The sequence below is a fragment of the Methylobacterium sp. UNC300MFChir4.1 genome, from assembly GCF_900110155.1.
GTDB lineage: Bacteria > Pseudomonadota > Alphaproteobacteria > Rhizobiales > Beijerinckiaceae > Methylobacterium.
On sequence record NZ_FOCS01000010.1, the window covers coordinates 163,222 to 188,023 of the forward strand.

A 24,802-nucleotide genomic window follows, 5' to 3' on the forward strand; every position below is an offset into this window, starting at 1 on the left:
CCGTGCCCGAGCGGCAGGACGACGGTGAGGCGGGGCTGTTCGCCGACAGCGCCGCCCCGTCGCCTGTCGAGAAGGAGACGCCGCACTACCACGGCCATCGCGACCGCCTGCGGGAGAAGTTCTCCGCCGCGGGGCCCGACGCGCTGCCCGATTACGAGCTGCTGGAGCTCGTCCTGTTCCGGGCGATTCCCCGGCGCGACGTGAAGCCCCTCGCCAAGGCGCTGGTCGCCCGGTTCGGCAGCTTCGCCGAGGTGATCAGCGCCGAGCCGGCGCGGCTCATGGAAGTGGAGGGCGTGAGCGCCGGGGTCGCGTCCGACCTCAAGGTGATCGAGGCCGCGGCGCGGCGGCTCGCCCGGGGCGCGATCCGCGAGCGCGCGCTCCTGGGCTCGTGGAGCGCCCTGCACGAGTACCTGCGCGCCACCATGGCGTTCGCCCCGCGCGAGGAGTTCCGCGTCCTCTTTCTCGACAAGCGCAACCACCTCATCGCCGACGAGGTGCAAGGGCGCGGCACCGTCGACCACACGCCGGTCTACCCGCGCGAGGTCGCCCGCCGGGCGCTCGAACTGTCGGCGACGGCCATCATCCTGGCCCACAACCACCCGTCCGGCGACCCGGCCCCGTCGGCGGCCGACGTGGCGATGACCCGCGAGATCGTGGCCGTCCTGGCGCCGCTCAAGATCGTGGTCCACGACCACGTGATCCTCGGCCGAAACGGTCACGCCAGCCTGAAAGGCGTGAAGTTGATCTGATCCTCCGGCCTCCTTGAGCGTTATCGCCCGCGGATATAGCCATGATCGGGTGGCGCGCCTCTTGCCTCAAGAGCGGGAGCGTACGGGAGGAGCGAGATGGCGGTGACGGCCTTCGACGAGATGAACGGGATCGGCGCGGCCGATCCGGCGGCCGTCCGCGACGCCTACGGCCAGCTCAAGGCCTGGCTCGACTCCACGCCGCCCGAGCATTTCAACACCCGCCGCAGCCAGGCCGAGCTGCTGTTCCGCCGGATCGGCATCACCTTCGCGGTCTACGGCGACAACGAGTCGACCGAGCGGCTGATCCCGTTCGACATCATCCCCCGGGTGATCACCAAGCCGGAATGGGCCTTCCTGGAGCGCGGGCTGACGCAGCGGGTCACCGCCATCAACCTGTTCCTGAAGGACATCTACGGCGCCCAGGAATGCATCAAGGCCGGCATCATCCCGGCCGACCTCGTCTACCGCAACGCCCATTACCGCATGGAGATGCGGTCCTTCCGCGTGCCGCACGACCTCTACGTGCACATCGCCGGCATCGACATCGTCCGGACCGGCGAGAACGACTTCTTCGTGCTGGAGGACAACGCCCGCATCCCGTCGGGCGTCTCCTACATGCTGGAGAACCGGGAGGTCATGCTGCGCCTGTTCCCGGACCTGTTCTCGAAGCACCGGGTCGCGCCGGTGGAGAACTACCCGGACGCCCTGCTCGCCACCCTGCGCAGCCTCGCGCCGGGCTCGGCGACCCGGGACCCGACCGTCGTGCTGCTGACCCCCGGACGCTACAATTCCGCGTTCTACGAGCACTCATTCCTGGCCGACAAGCTCGGCGTCGAGCTGGTGGAGGCGTCCGACCTCTTCACCAAGGACGACGTCGTCTACATGCGCACAACCGAGGGGCCGCGGAAGGTCGACGTCATCTACCGCCGCCTCGACGACGACTTCCTCGACCCGCTGGTCTTCCGCCCGGACTCGGTGCTCGGCGTGCCCGGCCTGATGAACGCCTACGAGCGCGGTTCGGTCACCCTCGCCAACGCGGTCGGGACCGGCATCTCGGACGACAAGGCGGTCTACAGCTACATGCCGGAGATCGTGAAGTTCTTCACCGGCGAGGAGCCGATCCTGCACAACGTGCCGACCTATCGGTGCCGCGAGAAGGACGCGTTCGCGTACGTGATGGACAACCTGTCCGACCTGGTGGTGAAGGAGGTCAACGGCTCGGGCGGCTACGGGATGCTGGTCGGGCCGCATGCCAGCAAGCGCGAGCTCGACGACTTCGCCAAGAAGCTCAAGCACGCCCCGGACGGGTTCATCGCCCAGCCGACGCTGTCGCTCTCCACCTGCCCGACCTTCGTGGCCTCGGGCGTCGCGCCCCGCCACGTCGACCTGCGGCCCTTCGTGCTGTGCGGGGCCGACAAGATCCGCATCGTTCCGGGCGGCCTGACCCGGGTGGCGCTGAAGGAAGGCTCCCTGGTGGTCAATTCCAGCCAGGGCGGTGGCACCAAGGATACCTGGGTGCTCGACGCCTGAGCTCCGCGATATCCGGACGTTCCGAGGCGCGGACACCGTGGTCCGCACGACTTGGCTGAAGACCGATGCTCTCCAGGACTGCCGACAACCTCTTCTGGCTCTCCCGCTACGTCGAGCGCGCCGACTTCGTCGCCCGCATCCTCGACGCGGCGCACCGATTCGCGTCTCTGCCGACGAGCTACGGCGGCGGCGGGAGCAACGAGTGGGAATCGGCCCTCGCCTCGGCCGGTGACCCCGACGCGTTCAAGACCCATTACAGCGCGATCAACGCCGACACGGTCTGCGACTTCCTGGCCTTCAGCCCACACAACCCGTCCTCGATCCGCTCCTGCATCGAGGCGGCCCGCGAGAATGCCCGCTCGGTGCGCACGGCGCTCACCACCGAGATGTGGGACGCGATCAACGGCGCGTGGCTGGAACTGCGCAACTACGCCGGCAAGGACCTGAACCGCGACGAGTTCGGCCGCTTCCTCGACTGGGTGAAGACCGTCTCGCTGACCTTCGACGGCTCGGCCTTCCGGACGATGCTGCGCAACGACGCCTTCTGGTTCACCCGGCTCGGCACGGCGATCGAGCGGGCGGACAACACCGCCCGCATCCTCGACGTGAAGTACCAGATCCTGCTGCCGCACGACGAGACGGTGGGCGGCAGCCTCGACTACTTCCAGTGGACCACGATCCTGCGCGAAGTGTCGGCGTTCAACGCCTACCACTGGGTCTACCGGGAGAGCATCAAGCCGCTGCTGGTGGCCGACCTCCTGATGCTCAACAAGCAGATGCCGCGCTCCTTCGCGAACTGCTACGGCGTGATCGTCGAATATCTCGACCTGATCGCCGACGCCTACGGCCGCCGGGGCCCGAGCCAGCGCCTCGCGGGAAACATGTTGGCGAAGCTGGAGGGCGAGGATATCGACCGGGTCTTCGCCACCGGGCTGCACGAGTTCGTCGAGGCGTTCATCGCCGAGAACAACAAGGTGGGCGAGGCGATCGCGAAGCAGTATCTGGTCGGCTGAACAGGACGGACAGGACGGCGCATGCGCATCCGCGTGGTTCACGAGACCATCTACACGTACGAGCAGCCCGCCCGCGGGCTCGTGCAGGTTCTGCGGCTGACGCCGCGCGACCATGATGGGCAGTACGTCCGCGGGTGGCGGATCGACACCACCGTCGACGGGCGGCTGACCGCCCGCGAGGACGGGTTCGGCAACGTCGTCCACTGGTTCACCCCGGACGAGCCGGCCGACGCCCTGACCATCCGGGTCACCGGCGAGGTCGACACCGACGACACGCACGGCGTCGTGCGTGGCACGGTGGAGCGCCTGCCGGACGAGTTCTACCTGCGCGACACGGACCTGTGCGCCGCGAGCCCGGAGTTGCACGCCTTCGCGGAGCGCGTCGCCGCCGAGGACGACGGTGCGACCTTGGGCCGACTCCACCGGCTGATGGGGGCGGTCCACGGTGCTGTGGCCCACGAGCCCGGTCCCGCGAGCGGCGCGGTGCCGGCCGGCAAGGCGTTCGCGGCGGGCCGCGGGATCTGCCAGGATCTCGCCCACGTGCTCATCGCCGCCGCACGCCACATCGGCATCCCGGCGCGCTACGTCGCCGGCTACCGGGCCCGGGAGGACGGGCAGGCGGATGTCGAGGCGCCCCACGGCTGGGTCGAGGCCCTGGTGCCGGATCTCGGCTGGGTGGCGTTCGACCCGTGCTACGACGTCAGCCCGACGGACAACTACATCCGCGTCGCCACCGGCCTGGACTATCTCGGGGCGGCGCCGATCCGCGGCAGCCGGACCGGCGGTGGCACCGAGACACTGGACGTGAAGCTCCGGGTCGAGCAAGGCAGGGCCGCCGCTCAATCCTGACCGTCCCGACCCCGGTCCGCTGACCGCACGAGAGCCCGAAAACGATGACCTACTGCGTCGGTGTCCTGGTGGAGGAAGGGCTGGTCATGGTCGCCGATACCCGCACCAATGCGGGGCTCGACGACATCTCGACCTACCGCAAGCTCCACCATTTCAACGTGCCGGGCGAGCGGGTGATGATGCTCGCCTCCGCGGGCAACCTCTCGATCACCCAGTCGGTGCTCAGCCTGCTCCAGGAGGGCGTGCCCGGCGAGGAGGAGGGTGAGCCGCCGCAGAAGCTCGTCGAGGCGCCGACGATGTTCCAGGCGGCGCAGCTGATCGGCCGGGCCATCCGGCGGGTGCGCGCCATCGAGAAGGACGGGTTCGAGGCGGCCAATATCCGGTTCTCGATCTCGCTGCTGTTCGGCGGCCAGATCGGCACCGGCGAGATGCGGCTGTACCTGATCTACTCCGCCGGCAATTTCATCGAGTGCAGCACCGACGCGCCGTTCCTCCAGATCGGTGAACACAAGTACGGGAAGCCGATCCTCGACCGGGCGGTGAAGTACACGACCGACCTCTATGACGCCCTCAAGGTGAGCCTGGTCTCGATGGATTCGACCATGCGCTCCAATCTGGGCGTCGGCCTGCCGATCGACATCGCGGTCGCCCGCCGGAACGCGCTGACGCTCGAGGTGAACCACCGGATCGAGGCCGGCGAGGGCTACTTCCACGATCTGCGCGAGCGCTGGTCGGCTGCGCTGCGCGCGGCGCACCGGGCGATCCCGCGCCCGCCCTACGGACCGTCCAACGCCTAGGGCGACCACAGCATCGGCCGTCTTGCTCCGCTGCGCTCGCCGGGACGGGGGCAGATTTCTACGTGGCTGTCCGAGCCGCTGAAGACTCCGCTGCGCCCCAGGCCGTCAGGAGCGCCCGGGTCGCGTCGGCCGGATCCAGGGCGCGCATCGGGCCACCCATGACGGCGAAGCCCGCAGCCCCCGCCGCGCGACAGGCCCCGATCACCTCCGGACCGACACCGCCCAGGGCCACGATCGGCAGGCCCACCGCGCGTGCGGCGGCGAGGCCCTCCGGTCCGAGAGCCGGTCCGTAACCGGGCTTGCTCGTGGTCGTGAAGATGGGGCTGAGGGTCACGTAGTCGGCGCCGGCCCGCGCGGCGGCCGCGGCCTCACGCGGCGCGTGCGTGGAAACGCCGATGAGCGCAGCCGCGCCCAGGGTGGCCCGCGCCGCCGCGATCGCCTCCGGTCCCGAGCCGCCGCCGAGATGCACGCCGTCGGCACCGAGGGCGCGCGCGAGCGCGACGTCGCCTCCGACCGTCAGGACGCCGTTCGCGGCCCGCACGCGCTCGGCCACGCGCGCGCCGAGGCGCAGGCGGGCATCCGCCTCCAGGTCCCGGTCGCGGAACCAGATCCAGCGCCCGCCGCCGTCGAGGACCGCCTGGACGGTCTCGACGAGGGGCCGCGGATGCCCGTGCCGGTCCGTCACCGCGAGCAGCGGCGACGGCAGCGCCCTCACGAGCCGACGAGGCCGAGCTGCGGGCTCGACGGCTCGGCCCGGCCGCGGCGGGGGATTCGCCCGGCGCGGTGCGCGTCGCGCCCGGCCTCCACGGCCCGGCCCATGGCGCGGGCCATCCGCACCGGATCGTCGGCCTTGGCGATCGCGGTGTTGATCAGGCAGGCGGAGGCGCCGAGTTCCATGGCGATCACCGCGTCCGAGGCGGTGCCGATCCCGGCATCGATTACCACCGGCACTGTCGCCCGGCGGCAGATCAGCTCTAGGTTGGCCGGATTGGCGACACCCATCCCGGAGCCGATCAGCGAGCCCATGGGCATCACCGCGGCGCAGCCGAGATCCTCCAGGCGCTGGCACACGATCGGGTCGTCGTTGCAGTAGGGCAGCACCACGAAGCCGTCGTCCACGAGATGGCGGCAGGCCTCGATCAGCTCCATCACGTCCGGGTAGAGCGTCTCCCGGTCGCCGATCACCTCGACCTTGATCCAGTTGGTGTCGAGCGCCTCGCGGGCGAGCTCGGCGGTCATGATCGCGTCGCGGGCCGTCTCGCAGCCGGCGGTGTTCGGCAGGAAGCGCTTGCCCTTTAGGATCTTGACCGTGTCCGAGCCGTGGCCCTGGAGCGAGACCCGGCGGATCGAGGCGGTGACCACGTCGGCGCCGCTCGCCGCGACGGCGTCGCGCATGATCGCCTGCGTCGGGTAGCCGGCGGTGCCGATGAACAGCCGGGACGACAGCCTCACCCCGGCGATGGTCAGGCTGTCATCCCCACCCTCGGGGCGTGGCGGCGTGTGACTCTGGTCCATGCTCAACCTCCCTGCATGGCGCGGACGATCTCGACCCGGTCGCCCTCCGCGACCGGTGTCTCGCCCCAGTCCCGGCGGCGCAGAACGCGGCCGTTCAGCGCGATGGCGACGCCCTGCGGACTCTCGATACCGCTCTCCTCCGCCTCGAGGCGGAACAGGGCGTCCACCGTCTCGACCGCGCACTCGCGCGGCTCACCGTTGACCAGGAGTTTCATGCCGAGGCCCTCAGCGCTCCCGGCTGGCCGAAGCGCGCGCGGGTGAAGGTACGCGCCACCTCCGGCAGCGCGCCGCGCAGCACCAGCGCGGCGATCGCGTCGGCGGTGACCGGGGCGAGCAGGTAGCCGTTGCGGTGATGCCCGGTGGCGGCGACGAGGCCAGGGGCGATCGCGTCGAGGATCGGCGCGTCGTCGTCCGAGGTCGGTCGGTAGCCGCTCCACACAGCCTCCACCTCCATCTCCTCGATGCCGGGCAGCACCCGGCGGGCGCCCTCCAGCAGGGCGTAGAGTCCGCCCGCGGTGACGCCGGGCCGAAAGCCGCAATCCTCGACGGTCGCGCCGACGATGAGCTGGCCGTCGCTCTTCGGCGCCATGTGGACCTGCTCGGTCCAGACCATCCGCGCCAGGGTACCGGTCCGGGCGGTGGTGCGCAGGGCCAGGGACTGGCCCTTCAGCGGGCGGACCGGCAGGGCGAGCGCGTCGGGCAGCAGGCCGCCCTCCCCGCTCCAGGCGCCGGAGGCAAGGATGACGGTCTCAGCCGACACGACGCGGTCACTGGCGCGGATCCCGGTCACGCGGCCGCCCGACCAGTCGAGGGCGGTGACGGGGGTCCGCTCCGCCAGGATCGCGCCGGCGCGGCGGCAGGCCTCGGTGAGGGCGTCCATGACCAGGCGAGGATCGACCTGATGGTCGCGCGGACAGTGGATCCCGGCGGTGACGGAGGGGCGCAGGCCCGGCTCCAGGCGCCGCACCTGGCTGCCCGGCAGCCACGTGGCCTCGAGCCCCGAGCGGCGCTGCAGGTCGTAGCGGAAGCGCAGGCGCTCGACCTCCTCGCGGCCGACCGCCAGCACCAGGGTGCCGTCGGCGCGGTAGTCGATCGCGCGGCCGGACTCGGCCTCCAGGGCGTCGCGGAACGCCGGCCAGAGCCGGAGCGAGTCCAGGGCGAGAGGGAGCAGCGGATCGGAGCCTGGCTCGTGCTCGGCGGCGGGGGCCAGCATGCCGGTGGCCGCGAGGCTCGCGCCCGCCCCGATCGTGTCCCGCTCCAGCACCGTCACGGCGCGGCCGGCCCGGGCGAGGCGCCACGCGATCGACAGCCCGATCAGCCCGCCGCCGACCACGGCGACGTCCGTCCGCGCCGGAAGGGTCGCCGGCGCGACGCTGCCGTCCGGGTTGCGGCGGCGGCCGATCGGTGAGGCGGGTCGGTCGAGGGGCACAATCATCTCCGCGGATTGCCGTCGCGGAGATCGGGCCGTGCGCTTCGGTGAGAAGCTGTGGCCTGCCTTTCAGGCGGCCGCGGTCCAATCCCTACGCCGGTATGAGCCGGATCAGGTTCGAAGGATTTCCGCGCCGCAGGTCCTGACGGACGTGCCAGCGGTTTCTCAGCCCCTTGCCGGGGATCTCCCTGGAACAGACGCAGATGTGGCTCCCCGGCCGCTGCCGGTCAACCCCGCGCCGCGAGCATCCAGTCGTTCCCGCGACAATCCGCGGATCCCGGTGACGATCTGGACACCAAGCGTAGCGGAATCGGCGCGCGCGCCGCGGCGGCGACCGCGATCGCGCACCATCCCTTCACCGGTCTGGCATCTCATCACCGGGATTCCGGAACGTCTCCGGTCGCCGGCACTCCACGTCACGGGCGGACTCGCGTGCGCGCAATCCTATTGATCTGCCTGCTCGGCTTCCTCGGTGTCACGGCCGCCTTGAAGCTGCGCGACGGCATGAGGTCGGCGCCGGTGGCCCTCGCCGTCACGCCGCCGCCGGAGCCCGTTCCCGCAGTCGACGCCGCCGGCGTGGCTCTCCAGGCCGGGCGCAACGGCCACTTCTTCGTCAACGCGCTGCTGGACGGCCGCTCGCTGTCGATGATGGTCGATACGGGAGCGAGCGCCTGCGCGTTCTCCGAGGAGGATGCCGCGCGGATCGGGATCCGGGTCACTCCGGCCGATTTCACCCGCGTCTGGAATACCGCGAACGGCACGGTCCGCGTGGCGCCGATCCGGATCGCCATCGTGCAGATCGGATCGATCACGGTCCGGGACGTCGATGCGGTCGTGATCCCGCGCGGGCTCCTGTCGACGAGCCTGCTGGGCATGTCGTTCCTCAGGCGTCTGCGCGATTTCGGCATCTCCGGCAGCACGATGACGCTCAGGGGCTGAGGCGGCCGGAGATCGACGCTGATCTGTCTGGCCGAGGCGCGCCTGTGGGGATCCCCCGGGCCTGCACCACGGGATCGGCTGCGGGCCCAACGCCCGCGCCGATGACCTACGGCGTTCGGGCCTCGTGCCAGCCCGATGGCGGGTGTCTCCTGATCCGCTCGATCAGTCTATCGGTCGCGGGTATTTGCAGTCATAAGACCGTGAGCCGGAGTATTTATATATAACTGGCCGATTATATGTAGTTTCAGATATTTAATCCAAATTTTGCCGAAGGATATGTTTGTTTTTTCAGCGCATTCCGGCAATGCTAGGAGCGTTCATGACTGCGCATCCGACACGTGAGCGCACGATGGGACGGCTTCGGTATGAAGAATCGCGGATCGACGATCTGTTTGTCCATGATCGTGAAGGACGAGGCCCACGTTATTCGGCGTTGCCTCGATTCTGTTCGTCCGATCATCGATCATTGGATCGTCGTCGATACCGGCTCGACGGATGGAACCCAGGATGTCGTCCGTGCCGCGCTCGCGGACATACCGGGTGCCCTGGTCGAGCGCCCCTGGGTCGACTTCGCCTTCAACCGGAACGAGGCCTTGAAACTCGCGCGGCGTCACGCGCAGTACGCATTGATCATCGACGCCGACGATGAGCTGATCATCCCGGCGGACTTCACGATGCCGAAGCTGCGTGCGCCCGGCTATCGGTTCGAGATCATCGACGCGCACACGCGGTACTGGCGCAACCAGCTGGTCAGCACCCGGGAGAACTGGCGTTACCGGGGCGTCCTGCACGAATTCCTCAGCTGCCCCGGCGTGACAGAGACACCGATCCTCCCCCTCGCGATGCGTCGGGGCGACGACGGTGCCCGCCACCGCGACGCGACGGCGGACGCGCGGGATATCGCCGTCCTCGAGAAGGCGCTAGCGGTCGAGACGGACGCCTTCATGATCGCCCGGTACACGATGTACCTCGGCACCACCTACGACGCCGCCGGCGAGTACCGGAAAGCGCTCGCCTGCTTCCTGAAGCGGGCCGATCTCGGCGGATGGGACGAGGAGGTCTATTTCAACCTGCTGATGGCCGCGGTGAACGCGGAGCGCCTCGACGAGCCGGAGGACAGGGTGCTGCAGCTCTACGAGCGCGCCACCGCAATCCGTCCGGGACGGGCGGAGGCGCGCCACGGGGCCAGCCGATTCTGCAGGCTGAGGAAGCGGTTCGCGGAAGGCTATCGTTACGCCGAGGCGGGCTTGGCTCTCGAGCTTCCGAGCGAGGGCATCTCCCTGAACCCGTGGGTCTACGAGTACGGTTTGCTCGACGAGTTCGCCCTCAACGCGTACCACAGCGGCCAGTTCAGCGCCTGCGGACATGCCTGCCTGAAGATCCTCGAGCGGGCGCATGTCCCGCGGGAGGTCGCCATACGCGCCGGCGCCCTGGCCCGGGACGTGATGGCGCAGATGATCGATCCGGTCTGGGGTTGCCGGCACACACCCTACGCTCTGCCGTTCGTGCCGACGTGGTGACACGCACCGCGCGCGGATCGCCCGCGAGCCTCAGATCGCGGCGGATCTCCGCGAGCGCCGCGTGACGTCGGGTCCGATCGGAGGGCCGCTCAGCTGGACTTGCGCGGGCGCAGGAATTTCGGCCGGAACACCGCCATGGGCTCGTCGAAGCCGTTGAGCCGGTGCTCTCCCATTGGGATCGGGTCTCCCCAGAGGAAATCCACGAAGGGCTTCGACATCAGCAGCGGCTCGCCGAGGGCGCGGTTCAGCTGCGCGATGCGGCTCGCGAGGTTCACGTCGCGGCCGATCACCGTGAAGTCGAGGCGTGAGCCGGACCCGACATTGCCGTAGGCGGCCTCGCCGTGGTGGAGCGCGATGCCGGCGGCCACCGGCACCGGGAACTGGTGCAGGGCGTTCGCCTCGTCGAGGGCCGCCAGGGCGTGCTGGGCCGCCGTGAGCGCGCCCTTGGCCGCGCCGCCCAGATCGTCGCCGGTTTCCCGGAAGATCGCCAGCAGGCCGTCGCCGAGATACTTCAGGACCTCGCCGCCCTCACGCTCGATCGGCGGCACGAGGCAGTCGAAGAACACGTTGAGCAGGCCCACCGCCTCCTCCGGCGTCATGTCGGCGGTGGTGCGGGTGTAGTCGCGCATGTCGGCGAACAGGATCGCCGAGCGGATCCGGGTCACCTGCCCGCGGCGGATGTCGCCGGCCAGGATCGCCCGGTGCGGCTCGTCGCCGACATAGAGCCGGAGCACGTGGTCGAGCTGCTTGTTGAGGACGCGCATCTCCATCACGGCCGCCAGCGCCGGCATGACGAAGCGGAGGATCGCGATGTCGTCGTCCCGGAACCCCTCAGGGGCCCGCGTGGCGAAGGTGATGCCGTTCTGCGTGCCGTTCGTGAAGAACAGGGGCGCCACGACGTAGTGGGTGTAGCCGCCGGCCTTCAGGTCGGGAACGATCGCGTAGGCGTCGTCCGGAGTCTTCGACAGGTCGAGGATGAGCCACTCCCCGGTCTCGTGGACCGTGTGGAACGGGCTGTTGAGGTACGCGTCCGTCGAGCGGGCCCCGTGGGGGAACAGCCGCACGGTGGTGCCGCCGTCGCGGGTCCAGATTCGGCCGACTCCGGCATATTCCGAGTGCAGGGTGTCGATCGCCGTGGAGGCCCGGTCCACCGGCACGCCGATCGCGATCAGGCGCTCGGCGAGCCCGGCCAGCATCTCCTCGGCGTTGGGCATCCGCGCGCCCTCGCCGAGAAGCCAGTCGCGGATGCCCACGGAGGGCTGGAGCGCGCCGAAGGGCACGTCGTCGGCCTCCGAGCCGTCCGCGAAGGCCGTCGGGGATCCGGGCGTTGGCGGGCGGCGTTCGAGCATGGCGCCAGACTGGATGCCGCGCGGCACCGTGGCAACGCGGGCGACGGGGAAGCGCCGCGCGGTTCGCGGCGCGGGCTCAGTTGTCCAGGAAGCTCCTGAGCTTCCGGCTGCGCGAGGGATGCTTCAGCTTCCGCAGCGCCTTCGCCTCGATCTGGCGGATGCGCTCGCGGGTCACCGAGAACTGCTGGCCGACTTCCTCCAGGGTGTGGTCGGTGTTCATGCCGATGCCGAAGCGCATGCGCAGCACGCGCTCCTCGCGGGGCGTGAGCGAGGCGAGCACGCGCGTCGTGGTCTCGCGCAGGTTCGACTGGATCGCCGCGTCGATCGGCAGGACGACGTTCTTGTCCTCGATGAAGTCGCCGAGGTGGCTGTCCTCCTCGTCGCCGATAGGCGTCTCGAGGGAGATCGGCTCCTTGGCGATCTTCAGGACCTTGCGGACCTTCTCCAGCGGCATGGCCAGCTTCTCGGCCAACTCCTCCGGGGTCGGCTCGCGGCCGATCTCGTGCAGCATCTGGCGCGACGTGCGGACGATCTTGTTGATCGTCTCGATCATGTGCACCGGGATGCGGATGGTCCGGGCCTGGTCGGCGATCGAGCGGGTGATCGCCTGCCGGATCCACCACGTGGCGTAGGTCGAGAACTTGTAGCCGCGGCGGTACTCGAACTTGTCGACCGCCTTCATCAGGCCGATGTTGCCCTCCTGGATCAGGTCCAGGAACTGCAGGCCGCGGTTCGTGTACTTCTTGGCGATCGAGATCACGAGGCGCAGGTTCGCCTCGATCATCTCCTTCTTGGCCTGCCGGGCCTCGCGCTCGCCCTTCTGGACCATGTTGACGATGCGGCGGTACTCGCCGATCTCCAGGCCCGTCTCCGAAGCGAGGTCGAGGATCTGCGCGCGCAGCTCCGCCACCTGCCTCGAGCCGCGCTCGACCAGGTTCTTCCAGCCCTTGCCGCCGAGCGTACCGACGCGCTCCATCCAGTTCGGGTCGAGCTCGTAGCCCTGGTAGTGGCGCAGGAACTCGTCGCGGGCCACGCCGTGGCTCTCGGCGAAGCGCATCAGCCGGCCCTCGTGGCCGATCAACTGCTTGTTGATCGAGTAGAGCTGGCCGACCAGCGCCTCGATGCGGTTGTTGTTCAGAGACAGGGACTTCACGTCGGCGACGACGATGTCCTTCAGCTCGATCTGCTTCTGGTTCTGGGCCGGGGTGTTCTGCTCGCCGGCGGCCTTGCGCTCGGTGCCCTCGATCTGGAACTTGCGCAGCTTGCGGTAGTTCGCGGCGATCGCGTCGAAGGTCTCGAGGACCCGCGGCTTGATCTCCGCCTCCATGGCGGCGAGCGAGACGTTGTTCTCGAGGTCGTCCTCGTCGTCGCCACCCTCCGGCGGCGCGGGCGGCTCCGCGTCGTCCCCGCCATCCTCGCCCTCGGCGATCTGCGGCGCGTTCTTGCCGTCCGGGCCCGCGTAGGTCGCCTCAAGGTCGATGATGTCGCGCAGGAGGACCTTGCCCTCCACGAGCTCGTCCCGCCAGATGATGATCGCCTGGAAGGTCAGCGGGCTCTCGCAGAGGCCCGCGATCATCGCCTCGCGGCCGGCCTCGATGCGCTTGGCGATGGCGATCTCGCCCTCGCGGGACAGGAGCTCCACCGAGCCCATCTCACGCAGGTACATGCGCACCGGATCGTCGGTGCGGTCGGTCGGCTCCTTGGTGGTCGTGGCGACCGCGACGGCGCGCGCCGGCGCGACCTCGGCGACCTCGCCGCCTTCGGCCTCCTCCTCCTCGCCGTCCGCGGCCTTCTCGCCCGCGGCCTCGTCGGTCTCCTCGGCCTCGACGACGTTGATGCCCATCTCGGAGAGCTGCGAGAGCACGTCCTCGAGCTGGTCCGGATCGGACTGCCCCTCGGGCAGGACCTCGTTGACCTCCTCATAGGTCACGTAGCCGCGCTTCTTGGCGAGCTTAACCATCCGCTTGACCGAAGCATCCGTCAGGTCGAGGAGCGGCCCGTCGGTCTGCTGCTCGGGGGCAGCGTCCGTCTCGTCCCGTTCCGTTGCCTTCGTCGCCATGATCAGCCTATTGTTTCGCACGCGGCGCGTAGCGGAGGCCCCGATGAGGCCAGTCCACGCCGTCGGCGCCGCTGTATGAGATCGGCGCCGGATCGCTCCGGTCGCCGTGAGTCGTCGGTTTCCGTATGCAAGCCCGAGGCTTGACCGATTGTTAACTATGGCGGGACACGTCACCCCGCCACCGCCATGACACAGGCATCACACGGCCGTCGAGTCGCTCGACACCGGTGCATCGGCCTCCGCCTCGGCGGCGATGACGGTTTCCAGCCTCGCCTTCACTTCGCAGAGCCATGCCCACCCGGCATCGGTCGGATCGTCCTCAAACGCCTGCCGTGCTTCGCGAAGTTCGCTATGTAGCGCTCCTGCCTGCCGGTGCAAGATCATCGCCTGTCGGAGCGCGTCTGCGCGGTGGGCAGGATCGGCGTGCGGGGCCAGGGTCGTGCGGTCCCGCGAGCGGGCCAGGGCGAGGATTCGGTCGGCCGCCCCTGTGAGTCCGGCGCGATTGATGCGGTTCTGCAACACCTCGGGCGCCGTGTCCTCGTCCTCGGCCGCGCAGGCCAGCAGGACCGACAGCAGCGCCCGGGCGTCGGGATCGGCGAAGTCGAGCTCGGCCGCCTCCTCACCGAACTCCGCCATCATCTCGGGATGGGCCAGCAGGGTGCCCACGATCACCGCCTCGCGCACCGGGGCAGCGCCCGTGAAGCCCGCCGAGGCCGTCACCGAGGGACTCGGGCTCCCGGTGATGCGCGGCGAGATGGGCTCGCCGGGCCGAGCGAAGCGCTGGCGTCCGCGCGGGGCCGCGCCGGTGGCGCGGTTGGCGCGGGGCGACAGGCCGCGCAGGCGCTCCTCGACATCGTCGCGATAGTAGCGCCGCACGGTCTCGTCGCGGATCGTCGCGACGGTGGTGCGCAGGGTCTGGGTCAGGCCGGCGCGGCGCTCCGGCGTGTCGACCGGTCCCGCCTCGAGGGCGCGCCGCCACAGCAGCTCCGAGAGGGGAAGCGCGGCCGCGAGCACCTGGTCGATGGCCGTCGGGCCGCCCGAGCGCAGCAGGTCGTCCGGATCCTGGCCGCCCGGCAGCAGCGCGATCCGCAGCGAGCGGCCGGGCTCGAGGAGCGGCAGCGCGATGTCGAGGGCCCGGAAGGCCGCCCGCTGGCCGGCCTTGTCGCCGTCGAAGCACAGGATCGGCTCGTCGGCGTGGCGCCAGAGCAGCCCGAGCTGGTCCTCGGTGAGAGCGGTGCCCAGCGGCGCCACCGTCTCGGGATGGCCCGCGAGCGTCATGGCGATGACGTCGACGTAGCCCTCCACCGCGATGATCGAGCCGCGATCATGCGCGGCCTTGCGGGCGCCGTGCAGGTTGTAGAGCGTCCGGCCCTTGTGGAAGAGCGGCGTCTCCGGCGAGTTGAGGTACTTGGCGCGCACCTCCTTGGCGAGCGCCCGGCCGCCGAAGGCCACGACCCGGCCGCGGGTGTCGGTGATCGGGAACATCACCCGGTCGCGGAAATAGTCGTAGGGGACGGAGACCCCCTCCCCCGCCGCGAGCAGGCCGAGTTCGACCATCAGCGCCTTCTCGACGCCCTGACCGGCGAGGTGGTCGCGCAGGGCGTAGCGCTCGCCCGGGGCGTAGCCGAGGCGGAAGGCGCGCTGCGTCTCGTCCCGCAACCCGCGCCGCTCGAGATAGGCGCGGGCCTCGCTGCCCTGGCCGGATCGCAGGCGCTCCTCGAACCAGCGCGCGGCCATCTCCATGACCTCGATCGCCCCGGCCCGCTTCTGCTCGCTGGCCCGGTTGTCCTCGGTGGGCGCCGGCAGGCTGACGCCGGCCTCGCCCGCCAGCCGCTCGACCGCCTCGGGGAAGCTGAGGCCCTCCGTCTCCATCAGGAAGGTGAAGATGTCCCCGTGCTTGGAGGACGAGAAGCAGTGGTAGAACTGCTTCTGATCGTTCACGTAGAAGGACGGCGTCTTCTCGGCGTTGAACGGCGACAGGCCGCGCCACTCGCGTCCGGCCTTCTTCAACTGCACGCGGCGGCCGACCACCGACGAGGCCGGCAGCCGGGAACGGATCTCTTCCAGGATGTGGGGCGGATAGCGCACGGGGCCTGGGACGGGTTGCGTGAACCCGCTCCTATAGCGCGAGAGGCGTGACCGAGTCCCTCACACGCCCGGAATCCGGTGGAGGATTGCGGGGAGAGGTTCAGCCCTTCGCCGCCAGCGCGGCCTTCACCAGGCCGCTCGCCTTGCCGAAATCCATGCGGCCCGCGAAGGTGCCCTTCAGGGCGGCGATCACCTTGCCCATGTCCTTCGGGCCGGCCGCGCCGGTCTCGAGGATCGCCGCCTCGACCGCGGCCTTCGTCTCGGTCTCGTCCATCTGCTTCGGCAGGAACGTCTCGACGATGGCGATCTCGGCGCGCTCGTTGGCGGCGAGTTCCGGCCGGCCGCCCTGCTCGTAGACCGCGGCCGATTCGGTGCGCTGCTTGATCATCTTCTGGAGCAGCGACAGGATCTCCTCGTCGGAGATCGGCTCCTTGCCGTTGCCGCGGGCCTCGATGTCCCGGTCTTTCAGGGCGGCCTGAATCATCCGGACGGTCGCCAGCCGCTCCTTGTCGCCGGCCTTCATGGCCTCCTTCATCTCGGTGGTGAAGCGCGCGCGCAGCATCTCGATGAACCTTCCAACGGTCGAAGCGGGGGGCTGGCCTGCGATTTGCGGGTGTTGAGCCCTGCCGGCAGCGGAGCCACATTGACCCCATCGCGGGCCGCTCGCTAAGAGCGCCGCACACGATCATGCCGCAAGCCGAGAGCGCCGCAACCCGGCGCCCGCCTTCGGCCGGACATAAGCGAGACTCAGCCCATGCTGCAAGACGCCGCCGCGCATGCCCCCGAGCCTCAGGCTCCCGAGCCCTGGGCCGAGCCCGTCGCGACGGCCCTGCTGGTGCTGGCCGACGGCACCATCCTGGAGGGATTCGGCATCGGCCAGACCGGCGTGGCCGACGGCGAGGTCTGCTTCAACACCGCGATGACCGGCTACCAGGAGATCCTGACGGACCCGTCCTATGCCGGTCAGATCGTCACCTTCACCTTCCCGCATATCGGCAACGTCGGCACCAACGACGAGGATCTGGAGAGCCTGGAGGCGGCGCCGGCCTCGGGCGTCCGCGGCACCGTCATCGCCTCGGCGGTGACGAACCCGTCGAACTGGCGGTCCTCGTCGCATCTCGACGGGTGGCTCAGGGCGCGCGGCATCGTCGGCATCACCGGCGTCGACACCCGGGCGCTCACGGCCCGCATCCGCGACCAGGGCATGCCCAACGCCGTGATCGCCAACGATTTCCAGGGCAATTTCGACCGCGAGGCCCTCAAGGCCCGCGCGGCGGCCCTCGCGCCGATGGAGGGGCTGGACCTCGTTCCGCCGGTGACGAGCCGCGCGCCGTCGGAATGGTCCGAGACCGTCTGGGCGCTGGGCAACGGCTACGGCACGCGCGCACCCGGCGAGGGCCTCAGGGTCGTGGCCATCGATTACGGCGTGAAGCGCAACATCCTGCGCCTCCTCGCCCAGGCCGGCTGCGACGTCACCGTCGTGCCGGCCACCACGACGGCCGAGGAGATCCTGGCGCTGAAGCCGGACGGCGTGTTCCTGTCGAACGGCCCCGGCGACCCGGCCGCCACCGGCGCCTACGCGGTCCCGGTGATTCGCAAGCTCCTGGACGAGAAGGTGCCGACCTTCGGCATCTGCCTCGGCCACCAATTGATGGGTCTCGCCCTCGGCGGCCGGACCGTGAAGATGGGCCAGGGCCACCACGGCGCGAACCACCCGGTGAAGGATAAGACCACCGGCAAGGTCGAGATCGTGTCGATGAACCACGGCTTCGCGGTGGACCCGGACAGCCTGCCGGAGACGGCCGTGGAGACCCACGTGTCGCTGTTCGACGGCTCGAATTGCGGCCTGACCCTCACCGACCGCCCGGCCTTCTCGGTGCAGCACCACCCGGAGGCCTCCCCCGGCCCGCGCGACAGCCACTACCTCTTCGAGCGCTTCGTGACGCTGATGCGCTCGGGCGAACCCGAGCGCGCCTGACGCGTCGTCCTCGCGAGCGCCGCGGAGCCGCGGCGCGGCCTTTCAGTCCTGCGTCCCGACCCCAATCGGGCCGCGGCGGGGCCATAAAATCCGCCAGATCGGACGGCTTAAGGGAGCCCACGACGGCCCCTGAACGGCGGCGCATCCGCGCCCGGCGACGGCGGCCCGTCGCAGGGGATTGCCGGATGACCATCGACGAGGCGCGCGACGATTTCTCCCGCCTGCACCGCAGCTTCACCTTCCATCTCGGCGTCGCCGCGGGCCTGTCCTGGCTGACCGCCCTCTACGCCGCCGTCTACGCCCCCTGGGTGCGCAACATCCGGGCGCTGATCGATCCGACCGGCGGCTTCGACCGCGTCGAGAGCACGGTGTCCTACCTCTTCGCCATGCCGGCGGTCCTCGCCCTCGCCTGGGTCTCGGTCTATTTCGGCCGCGAGGCCCTGCGCCGCGCGCAGACGCTCTCGAACGTCGCCGTGGAATTCGCGGCCGCCGCATTGGTGGCCTTCGGAGTGTTCTACCTCTCGATCGACCGGGCGGTCGCCGCGCTCCACGCCGGCTTCTGAGACGGATCGGGGCGGCCAGAGCCGCCCCGGCGCCTACTGGACCTTCTCGAACAGCGGCTCGAACCGCTTGGCGGCCAGCTTGTTCTGCGGCACCGCCCGGGCCGCCTCCAGGTTCTCGGGCCTGTCGCCGACCTGGACGAGGCCGACCATCCCCATGATGTAGTGCGGCGAGCACTTGATGCCGTAGAGGCCGGGCTTGTCGAAGGTCACGGCCTCCTCCTTGCCGACCACCGTCTTGAACGGCGTCGCGCCCTCGGGCGCCATCCCCTTGATCAGCTCGGCATTGTGACCCTTGTCGGCCGGCACGAACCGCACCGTGTCGCCGGGCTGGATTTTCACGAAGGCCGGGTCGAAGACCATCATCCCGCCCGGACCGCTGTTCAAAGTCTTGATGGCGACCTCCGAAGCGTTCGCGCCCGTCATCGAGCCGATCAGAAGTATCGCGAAGAGTGTCGCTGGCCTGGGCATTTTCAGTCTCGAACGATGATGATGTCGATCGGCGCGCTAGCCGATCCATCGGAGCTTAAGGTCCGGTGTCGATTTCCTGCAAGAAATCGATGAATTCTTGTGAGAATTTATAAATCCTCCAAATCGAAGGATCGATGCCGCATCCATGCGCCGGGCGCGCGGCCAGACTGCGCGGTTGTCCCGGCCTTCCAATGCGCCCGTCGCCCGTGTAAACGCGGGGCTCAACGACATTCCCGCCACGCGCGTCCGGGAGCAGGGCTCAGTCGAGCCGTGCCCGATCGGGCGCGCTTGGCCTGAGAAGGCCCACGATGCCCAAACGCACCGACATCTCCTCGATCCTGATCATCGGTGCGGGTCCGATCATCATCGGACAGGCCTGCGAGTTCGATTATTCCGGCACTCAGGCCTGCAAGGCGCTCCGCGAGGAGGGCTACCGCATCGTCCTGGTGAACTCGAACCCCGCGACCATCATGACCGACCCGGACATGGCGGACGCGACCTACGTCGAGCCGATCACCCCGGAGATCGTCGCCAAGATCATCGAGAAGGAGCGCCCCGACGCGATCCTGCCCACGATGGGCGGCCAGACGGCGCTCAACTGCGCCCTGTCGCTGCAGAAGATGGGCGTGCTCGCGAAGTACGGCGTGCAGATGATCGGCGCCACCGCCGAGGCCATCGACAAGGCCGAGGACCGGAGCCTGTTCCGCGACGCCATGACCAAGATCGGGCTCGACACCCCGAAATCGGCGCTAGCCAACGCGTCCGCCGCCAAGAAGGCGGACCGTCAGGCCTACCTGGCCGAGATCGCCAGGATCGAGGCGGCGAACAGCGATCCGGCGGCGCGCCAGGCCGCGCTGGCGGCCTACGAGAAGAGCTGGGCCGCGGGCGAGACCGAGCGGCGCAAGCGCTACGGTGAGCACGCGATCGGGCAGGCGCTGATCGCGCTGGCCGAGGTCGGCCTGCCGGCGATCATCCGGCCGTCCTTCACCATGGGCGGCACCGGCGGCGGCATCGCCTACAACCGCGAGGAGTTCCTCGACATCGTCGAGCGCGGCATCGACGCGTCGCCGACCAACGAGGTGCTCATCGAGGAGAGCGTGCTCGGCTGGAAAGAGTACGAGATGGAGGTCGTCCGGGACCGGAACGACAACTGCATCATCGTCTGCTCCATCGAGAACATCGACCCGATGGGGGTCCACACGGGCGATTCGATCACCGTCGCGCCGGCGCTGACGCTCACCGACAAGGAGTACCAAGTGATGCGCGACGCATCGCTGGCGGTGCTCCGCGAGATCGGCGTCGAGACCGGCGGCTCGAACGTGCAGTTCGCGATCAACCCCGAGAACGGGCGCATGATCGTGATCGAGATGAACCCGCGCGTCTCGCGCTCCTCGGCCCTCGCCTCCAAGGCCACCGGCTTCCCGATCGCCAAGGTCGCGGCCAAGCTCGCCGTCGGCTACACGCTCGACGAGATCGCCAACGACATCACGGGCGGAGCGACGCCGGCCTCGTTCGAGCCGACGATCGACTACGTCGTCACCAAGATCCCGCGCTTCGCCTTCGAGAAGTTCCCGGGCGCCGAGCCGACGCTGACCACCGCCATGAAGTCGGTGGGCGAGGCCATGGCGATCGGCCGCTGCTTCGCCGAATCGCTGCAGAAGGCCCTGCGCTCGCTCGAGACCGGCCTGACCGGCCTCGACGACATCGAGATCGAGGGGCTCGGCAAGGGCGACGACCACAACGCCATCAAGGCGGCGATCGGCACCCCGACCCCGGACCGGCTGCTCAAGGTCGCGCAGGCCCTGCGGCTCGGCGTCAGCCACGAGCAGGTCTACGCCTCCTGCAAGATCGACCCGTGGTTCCTCGAGCAGCTCCAGGCGATCATCGACCTCGAGAACCGCGTGAAGGCCCACGGCCTGCCGAAGACGGCCGGCGCCTTCCGCCAGCTCAAGGCCGCCGGCTTCTCGGATGCCCGCCTCGCGGTGCTGGCCAAAACCGACGAGGCCGCCGTCAGCGCGGCCCGGCGCGCCCTGGCGGTGCGCCCGGTCTACAAGCGGATCGACACCTGCGCGGCCGAGTTCAAGTCGCCCACCGCCTACATGTACTCGACCTACGTGGCGCCGTTCGCGGGCGCGGTCGTGGACGAGGCGGAGCCCTCGGATCGCAAGAAGGTCGTGATCCTCGGCGGCGGCCCGAACCGGATCGGCCAGGGCATCGAGTTCGACTATTGCTGCTGCCACGCCTGCTTCGCGCTGTCGGACGCCGGCTACGAGACCATCATGGTCAACTGCAACCCGGAGACGGTCTCGACCGACTACGACACCTCGGACCGGCTCTATTTCGAGCCGCTGACCGCCGAGGACGTGCTGGAGATCATCGAGACCGAGCGGCAGGCCGGCACCCTGCACGGCGTGATCGTGCAGTTCGGCGGCCAGACCCCGCTGAAGCTTGCCCGCGCCCTCGAGGCCGCCGGCGTGCCGATCCTCGGCACCTCGCCCGACGCGATCGACCTTGCCGAGGACCGGGACCAGTTCAAGCGGCTCCTCGACAAGCTCGCGATGAAGCAGCCGAAGAACGGCATCGCCTACTCGGTCGAGCAGAGCCGGCTGGTGGCCGAGACGCTCGGCCTGCCCTTCGTGGTCCGCCCGAGCTACGTGCTCGGTGGCCGCGCCATGGCAATCATCCGCGACGAGACGCAGTTCGCCGACTACCTGCTCGACACGCTGCCGAGCCTGATCCCCTCCGAGGTGAAGGCCCGCTACCCGAACGACAAGACCGGCCAGATCAACACGGTGCTGGGTAAGAACCCGCTCCTGTTCGACCGCTACCTCTCGGACGCGGTCGAGGTCGACGTCGACGCAGTCTGCGACGGCAAGGACGTGTTCATCGCCGGCATCATGGAGCACATCGAGGAGGCCGGCATCCATTCCGGCGATTCGGCCTGCTCCCTGCCGCCGCGCTCGCTCTCGGCCGAGATCATGGACGAGCTGGAGCGGCAGACCAAGGCCATGGCGCTGGCGCTCAACGTCGTCGGCCTGATGAACGTGCAGTACGCCATCAAGGACGGCACGATCTACGTGCTGGAGGTGAACCCCCGCGCCTCGCGCACGGTGCCGTTCGTCGCCAAGGTCATCGGCGAGCCGATCGCCAAGATCGCGGCCCGGATCATGGCGGGCGAGCCGCTCGCGACCTTCGGCCTGAAGCCCAAGACCCTGCCGCACATCGCCGTGAAGGAAGCGGTCTTCCCCTTCGCCCGCTTCCCCGGCGTCGACGTGCTGCTCGGACCGGAGATGCGCTCCACCGGCGAGGTGATCGGGCTCGACGCCAGCTTCGGCGTGGCCTTCGCCAAGAGCCAGCTCGGCTCGGGCACCCAGGTACCGAAGGCGGGGGCCGTCTTCGTCTCGGTGCGGGATGCCGACAAGGCCCGCATCCTGCCGACCATGAAGCTCCTGTCCGATCTCGGCTTCACCATCCTGGCGACCGGCGGCACGCAGCGCTACCTCGCGGAGAACGGCGTTCCGGCAGAGCGGATCAACAAGGTTCTGGAGGGCCGGCCGCACGTGGTCGACGCGATCAAGAACGGCGGGATCCACCTCGTCCTGAACACCACCGAGGGGGCCGGCGCCCTTTCGGACTCGCGCTCGCTCCGGCGCGCGGCCCTCTTGCATAAGGTGCCGTATTACACCACTCTAGCCGGCGCGATGGCCGCGGCCGAGGGGATCAAGGCCTATCTAGAAGGCGATCTCAAGGTCCGCGCGTTGCAGGAATACTTCGCGGCCTGAACCTCAGGGTTCCGCTGACTTCATTTCATGGCCCGGGGAGAGTGCTGCACTCTCGGCCGGGCCTCTTCATTGTGGCGCGAGACGATGGCGATAGACAAGGTTCCGATCACGGTGCGCGGGCTGGCAGCCCTCGAAGAGGAGCTGAAGCACCGCCAGCAGGTGGAGCGCCAGCGCATCATCCAGGCGATCGCGGAGGCCCGCGCGCTCGGCGACCTGTCGGAGAACGCCGAGTACCACGCCGCCAAGGAGGCGCAGTCCCACAACGAGGGCCGCGTCCTCGAGCTCGAGAGCATGATCGCGCGGGCCGAAGTGATCGACGTCACGAAGCTCTCTGGTGACAGGATCAAGTTCGGCGCCACCGTGAAGCTCGTCGACGAGGACACGGAGGAGGAGAAGACCTACCAGATCGTGGGAGAGCCGGAGGCCGACGTGCGCTCGGGCCGGGTCTCGATCACCTCGCCGATCGCCCGCGCGCTGATCGGCAAGGGCGTCGGCGACACGGTCGAGGTCACCACCCCCGGGGGCGGCAAGTCCTACGAGGTCGTCGCCGTCCAGTACGGCGGCTGAGCCGATGCGCCCGCGTACGTGGGGCCGGCTCGCCGGCCTGCTCCTCGGTGCCGTCGCGGGGTCCGCGACGGCGAGCGACTTTCCGCCGACCCCGGTCTTCTCCGACGTCCGGGTCGACGTGCGGCCGCTCCTGAACAAGGGCGCCGGGCTGCAGGCCGAGGCGCTGGCCGGCGACCTGACCGACGCCCTGCGGAAGAACTTCGCCGGTCGGATCGGCGGCCGCGGGCCGCGCCTCGTCGTGGTCGTGACGAGCCTGTCGCTGCGGCCCTATGTCGGCAGCGGTTCCCTGCGCGGCCTGGGCGGCAACTTCGAGACCGACTACATGGAGGGCGAGGCGCTGCTCGTCGGGCCCAAGGGGCAGGTGCTCGGGCGCTACCCGCAGATGACCGCGACGCCGTCGAGCTACGGCGGCGCGTGGTACGATCCGCAATTCGAGCAGCGCCGGCTCGCCGCCATCGCCGACATCTACGCCCAGTGGCTCGCCCGCGACCTGCCGCGGGATTAGAAGGCGGCCGCCGGCCCCGGTCGGCAGCGTGGGGCGTATCCGGTGAGGAGCATGGCAAGCATCGACGTGTCGGAGGCGCAGAGCGCGCCGGTCAGCAATTCGGACCCGCGGCGCGAGCGCCTGCCCGAGCTCGCCCGCGCCCGCGCCTGGATCGTCACGGACGGCAAGGCCGGCGACGAGAACCAGTGCGTCGGCATCGCCGAGACCTTGGGTCTCGACTTCGAGATCCGGAAGGTGCCGGCCTCAGGACCATTCGGCTGGATGGCGCCCTGGGGGCCGATCGACCCGCGCGAGGGCCCGCGCCGCCGGGCCGGCGCCCTGTCGGGCCCCTACCCCGACATCCTGATCGCCTCCGGCCGCCGGTCGGTCCCGTACCTGCGGACCGTGCGGCGCGCGACCGGCGGCCGGACCTTCACGGCCTTCCTGAAGGATCCGCGGACCGGCGCCGACAGCGCCGACTTCATCTGGGTGCCGGATTACGACGATCTGCGCGGTCCCAACGTCTTCACCACGCTCACGGCGCCGCACCTCGTCACCGCGGCGCGCCTGGCCGCGGCCCGGGCCCGGCCGGATCCGCGGCTCGCGCGCCTCGACGGCCCGCGGGTGGCGGTGCTGGTCGGCGGCGACAGCCGTCACCTGAGCTACCGCAAGACCGACATGAACCGCCTCGTGGAGGATCTGCGCGGGCTGGCCGCGCAGGGCTGCCGGCTGATGGTGACGATCTCCCGCCGGACGCCGAACCCGCTCCGCGACGCCGTGAAGGTGCTCGCCGCCGAGACCGGGGGGTTCCTCTGGGACGGGAGCGGCGACAATCCCTACGTGGCCATGCTGGCGCTCGCCGAGGCGATCGTCGTGACCTCCGACTCGGCCAACATGGTGAGCGAGGCGGTGTCCACCGGCGCGCCGGTCCTGCTGTTCGACCTGCCGCGTACTTATATCCGGCATCGGCGCATGTTCGCCGGGCTGGCGATCGCCGGGGCGCTGCGACCGTTCACCGGTCAGTTGGCAGATCTGACGTACAAGCCGATCGACGCGACTCCGGTGATCGCCCGGGCGCTCGCCGACGCCTATGCCGCGCGCCGCGCGGCCGGACCGGCCTGAG

The 24,802-nt window shown here is 69.8% G+C and carries 22 protein-coding genes and 1 riboswitch; of the genes, 13 read left to right on the top strand and 9 right to left on the bottom strand.

The window, feature by feature from the left end:
* The first annotated feature begins 2 nt into the window (after positions 1 to 2).
* The 5 genes from radC (at position 3) to BMY19_RS15635 (ending at position 4,938) form a co-directional block, all read left to right on the top strand.
* The gene (radC, locus tag BMY19_RS15615; protein WP_100252220.1) at positions 3 to 749 is read left to right on the top strand and encodes a RadC family protein; all 747 of its coding nucleotides are present in this window, start codon (positions 3 to 5) and stop codon (positions 747 to 749) included.
* A gap of 96 nt (positions 750 to 845) precedes the next feature.
* Positions 846 to 2,279 carry a circularly permuted type 2 ATP-grasp protein gene (locus tag BMY19_RS15620; protein WP_020093520.1) on the top strand — a complete coding sequence of 478 codons (1,434 nt, stop codon included), beginning with the start codon at positions 846 to 848 and terminating at the stop codon, positions 2,277 to 2,279.
* Positions 2,280 to 2,344: 65 nt separating this feature from the next.
* Entirely contained in the window at positions 2,345 to 3,292 is a 948-nt protein-coding gene (locus BMY19_RS15625; RefSeq protein WP_020093521.1) for an alpha-E domain-containing protein, read from the top strand.
* A gap of 21 nt (positions 3,293 to 3,313) precedes the next feature.
* Positions 3,314 to 4,141: a transglutaminase family protein gene (locus tag BMY19_RS15630; RefSeq protein ID WP_100252221.1), complete on the top strand. Its 828-nt coding sequence runs from the start codon at positions 3,314 to 3,316 to the stop codon at positions 4,139 to 4,141.
* A 44-nt stretch (positions 4,142 to 4,185) separates the two neighbouring features.
* On the top strand, positions 4,186 to 4,938 hold the full coding sequence (locus BMY19_RS15635; protein ID WP_020093523.1) for a proteasome-type protease: 753 nt from the start codon (positions 4,186 to 4,188) through the stop codon (positions 4,936 to 4,938).
* Positions 4,939 to 4,996: 58 nt separating this feature from the next.
* On the opposite strand, the gene BMY19_RS15640 is transcribed toward BMY19_RS15635, so the two are convergent.
* Genes BMY19_RS15640 through thiO form a run of 4 tightly spaced genes read right to left on the bottom strand, consistent with a single transcriptional unit; the run spans position 4,997 to position 7,888 of the window.
* Positions 4,997 to 5,653 (bottom strand): thiamine phosphate synthase, encoded by a 657-nt coding sequence (locus BMY19_RS15640; protein ID WP_100252222.1) that lies wholly within the window; start codon positions 5,651 to 5,653, stop codon positions 4,997 to 4,999.
* Positions 5,650 to 6,453, bottom strand: coding sequence for a thiazole synthase (locus BMY19_RS15645; RefSeq protein ID WP_100252223.1), 804 nt, complete (start codon positions 6,451 to 6,453; stop codon positions 5,650 to 5,652). Before BMY19_RS15645 ends, BMY19_RS15640 begins: the two co-directional genes overlap by 4 nt.
* A 2-nt stretch (positions 6,454 to 6,455) precedes the next feature.
* Positions 6,456 to 6,668 carry a sulfur carrier protein ThiS gene (thiS, locus tag BMY19_RS15650; protein WP_020093526.1) on the bottom strand — a complete coding sequence of 71 codons (213 nt, stop codon included), beginning with the start codon at positions 6,666 to 6,668 and terminating at the stop codon, positions 6,456 to 6,458.
* Positions 6,665 to 7,888 carry a glycine oxidase ThiO gene (gene thiO, locus BMY19_RS15655; RefSeq protein ID WP_100252224.1) on the bottom strand — a complete coding sequence of 408 codons (1,224 nt, stop codon included), beginning with the start codon at positions 7,886 to 7,888 and terminating at the stop codon, positions 6,665 to 6,667. The genes thiS and thiO overlap by 4 nt, the downstream gene beginning before the upstream one ends.
* A 64-nt stretch (positions 7,889 to 7,952) precedes the next feature.
* Positions 7,953 to 8,081: riboswitch (TPP riboswitch) on the bottom strand.
* Positions 8,082 to 8,314: 233 nt separating this feature from the next.
* Here thiO and BMY19_RS15660 point away from each other — a divergent pair.
* A complete protein-coding gene (locus BMY19_RS15660; RefSeq protein ID WP_244534927.1) occupies positions 8,315 to 8,821 on the top strand; it encodes a retropepsin-like aspartic protease family protein in 507 nt (168 codons plus the stop codon).
* A 398-nt stretch (positions 8,822 to 9,219) separates the two neighbouring features.
* Positions 9,220 to 10,341: a glycosyltransferase gene (locus BMY19_RS15665; protein ID WP_244534928.1), complete on the top strand. Its 1,122-nt coding sequence runs from the start codon at positions 9,220 to 9,222 to the stop codon at positions 10,339 to 10,341.
* A gap of 89 nt (positions 10,342 to 10,430) precedes the next feature.
* On the opposite strand, the gene BMY19_RS15670 is transcribed toward BMY19_RS15665, so the two are convergent.
* From BMY19_RS15670 to BMY19_RS15685, 4 genes are all read right to left on the bottom strand, one after another.
* Entirely contained in the window at positions 10,431 to 11,690 is a 1,260-nt protein-coding gene (locus BMY19_RS15670) for an adenylate/guanylate cyclase domain-containing protein (RefSeq protein WP_020093530.1), read from the bottom strand.
* Positions 11,691 to 11,766: 76 nt separating this feature from the next.
* On the bottom strand, positions 11,767 to 13,749 hold the full coding sequence (rpoD, locus tag BMY19_RS15675; protein WP_020093531.1) for an RNA polymerase sigma factor RpoD: 1,983 nt from the start codon (positions 13,747 to 13,749) through the stop codon (positions 11,767 to 11,769).
* Between the two features lie 198 nt (positions 13,750 to 13,947).
* Positions 13,948 to 15,837 carry a DNA primase gene (gene dnaG, locus BMY19_RS15680; RefSeq protein WP_100252227.1) on the bottom strand — a complete coding sequence of 630 codons (1,890 nt, stop codon included), beginning with the start codon at positions 15,835 to 15,837 and terminating at the stop codon, positions 13,948 to 13,950.
* A 100-nt stretch (positions 15,838 to 15,937) separates the two neighbouring features.
* Positions 15,938 to 16,399, bottom strand: a complete 462-nt coding sequence (locus BMY19_RS15685; protein WP_020093533.1) for a GatB/YqeY domain-containing protein — start codon at positions 16,397 to 16,399, stop codon at positions 15,938 to 15,940.
* Positions 16,400 to 16,591: 192 nt separating this feature from the next.
* Here BMY19_RS15685 and carA point away from each other — a divergent pair, with 192 nt between their 5' ends.
* Together carA and BMY19_RS15695 are read left to right on the top strand one after the other, a co-directional pair.
* A complete protein-coding gene (gene carA / locus BMY19_RS15690; protein WP_100252228.1) occupies positions 16,592 to 17,815 on the top strand; it encodes a glutamine-hydrolyzing carbamoyl-phosphate synthase small subunit in 1,224 nt (407 codons plus the stop codon).
* Positions 17,816 to 18,000: 185 nt separating this feature from the next.
* A complete protein-coding gene (locus tag BMY19_RS15695; RefSeq protein ID WP_020093535.1) occupies positions 18,001 to 18,378 on the top strand; it encodes a hypothetical protein in 378 nt (125 codons plus the stop codon).
* A 33-nt stretch (positions 18,379 to 18,411) separates the two neighbouring features.
* Here the strand turns inward: BMY19_RS15695 and BMY19_RS15700 are convergent, their stop codons facing one another.
* Complete coding sequence (locus tag BMY19_RS15700) at positions 18,412 to 18,801, bottom strand: pseudoazurin (protein ID WP_100252229.1); 390 nt, start codon at positions 18,799 to 18,801, stop codon at positions 18,412 to 18,414.
* A gap of 353 nt (positions 18,802 to 19,154) precedes the next feature.
* On the opposite strand from BMY19_RS15700, the gene carB reads away from it, so the two are divergent.
* The 4 genes from carB (at position 19,155) to BMY19_RS15720 (ending at position 24,801) form a co-directional block, all read left to right on the top strand.
* On the top strand, positions 19,155 to 22,628 hold the full coding sequence (carB, locus tag BMY19_RS15705; RefSeq protein WP_100252230.1) for a carbamoyl-phosphate synthase large subunit: 3,474 nt from the start codon (positions 19,155 to 19,157) through the stop codon (positions 22,626 to 22,628).
* 90 nt (positions 22,629 to 22,718) lie between these two features.
* The gene (gene greA, locus BMY19_RS15710) at positions 22,719 to 23,195 is read left to right on the top strand and encodes a transcription elongation factor GreA (protein WP_170855149.1); all 477 of its coding nucleotides are present in this window, start codon (positions 22,719 to 22,721) and stop codon (positions 23,193 to 23,195) included.
* Between the two features lie 4 nt (positions 23,196 to 23,199).
* Complete coding sequence (locus BMY19_RS15715) at positions 23,200 to 23,700, top strand: hypothetical protein (protein ID WP_100252231.1); 501 nt, start codon at positions 23,200 to 23,202, stop codon at positions 23,698 to 23,700.
* Between the two features lie 51 nt (positions 23,701 to 23,751).
* Positions 23,752 to 24,801: a mitochondrial fission ELM1 family protein gene (locus BMY19_RS15720; protein ID WP_020093540.1), complete on the top strand. Its 1,050-nt coding sequence runs from the start codon at positions 23,752 to 23,754 to the stop codon at positions 24,799 to 24,801.
* The last annotated feature ends 1 nt before the right edge of the window (position 24,802 follow it).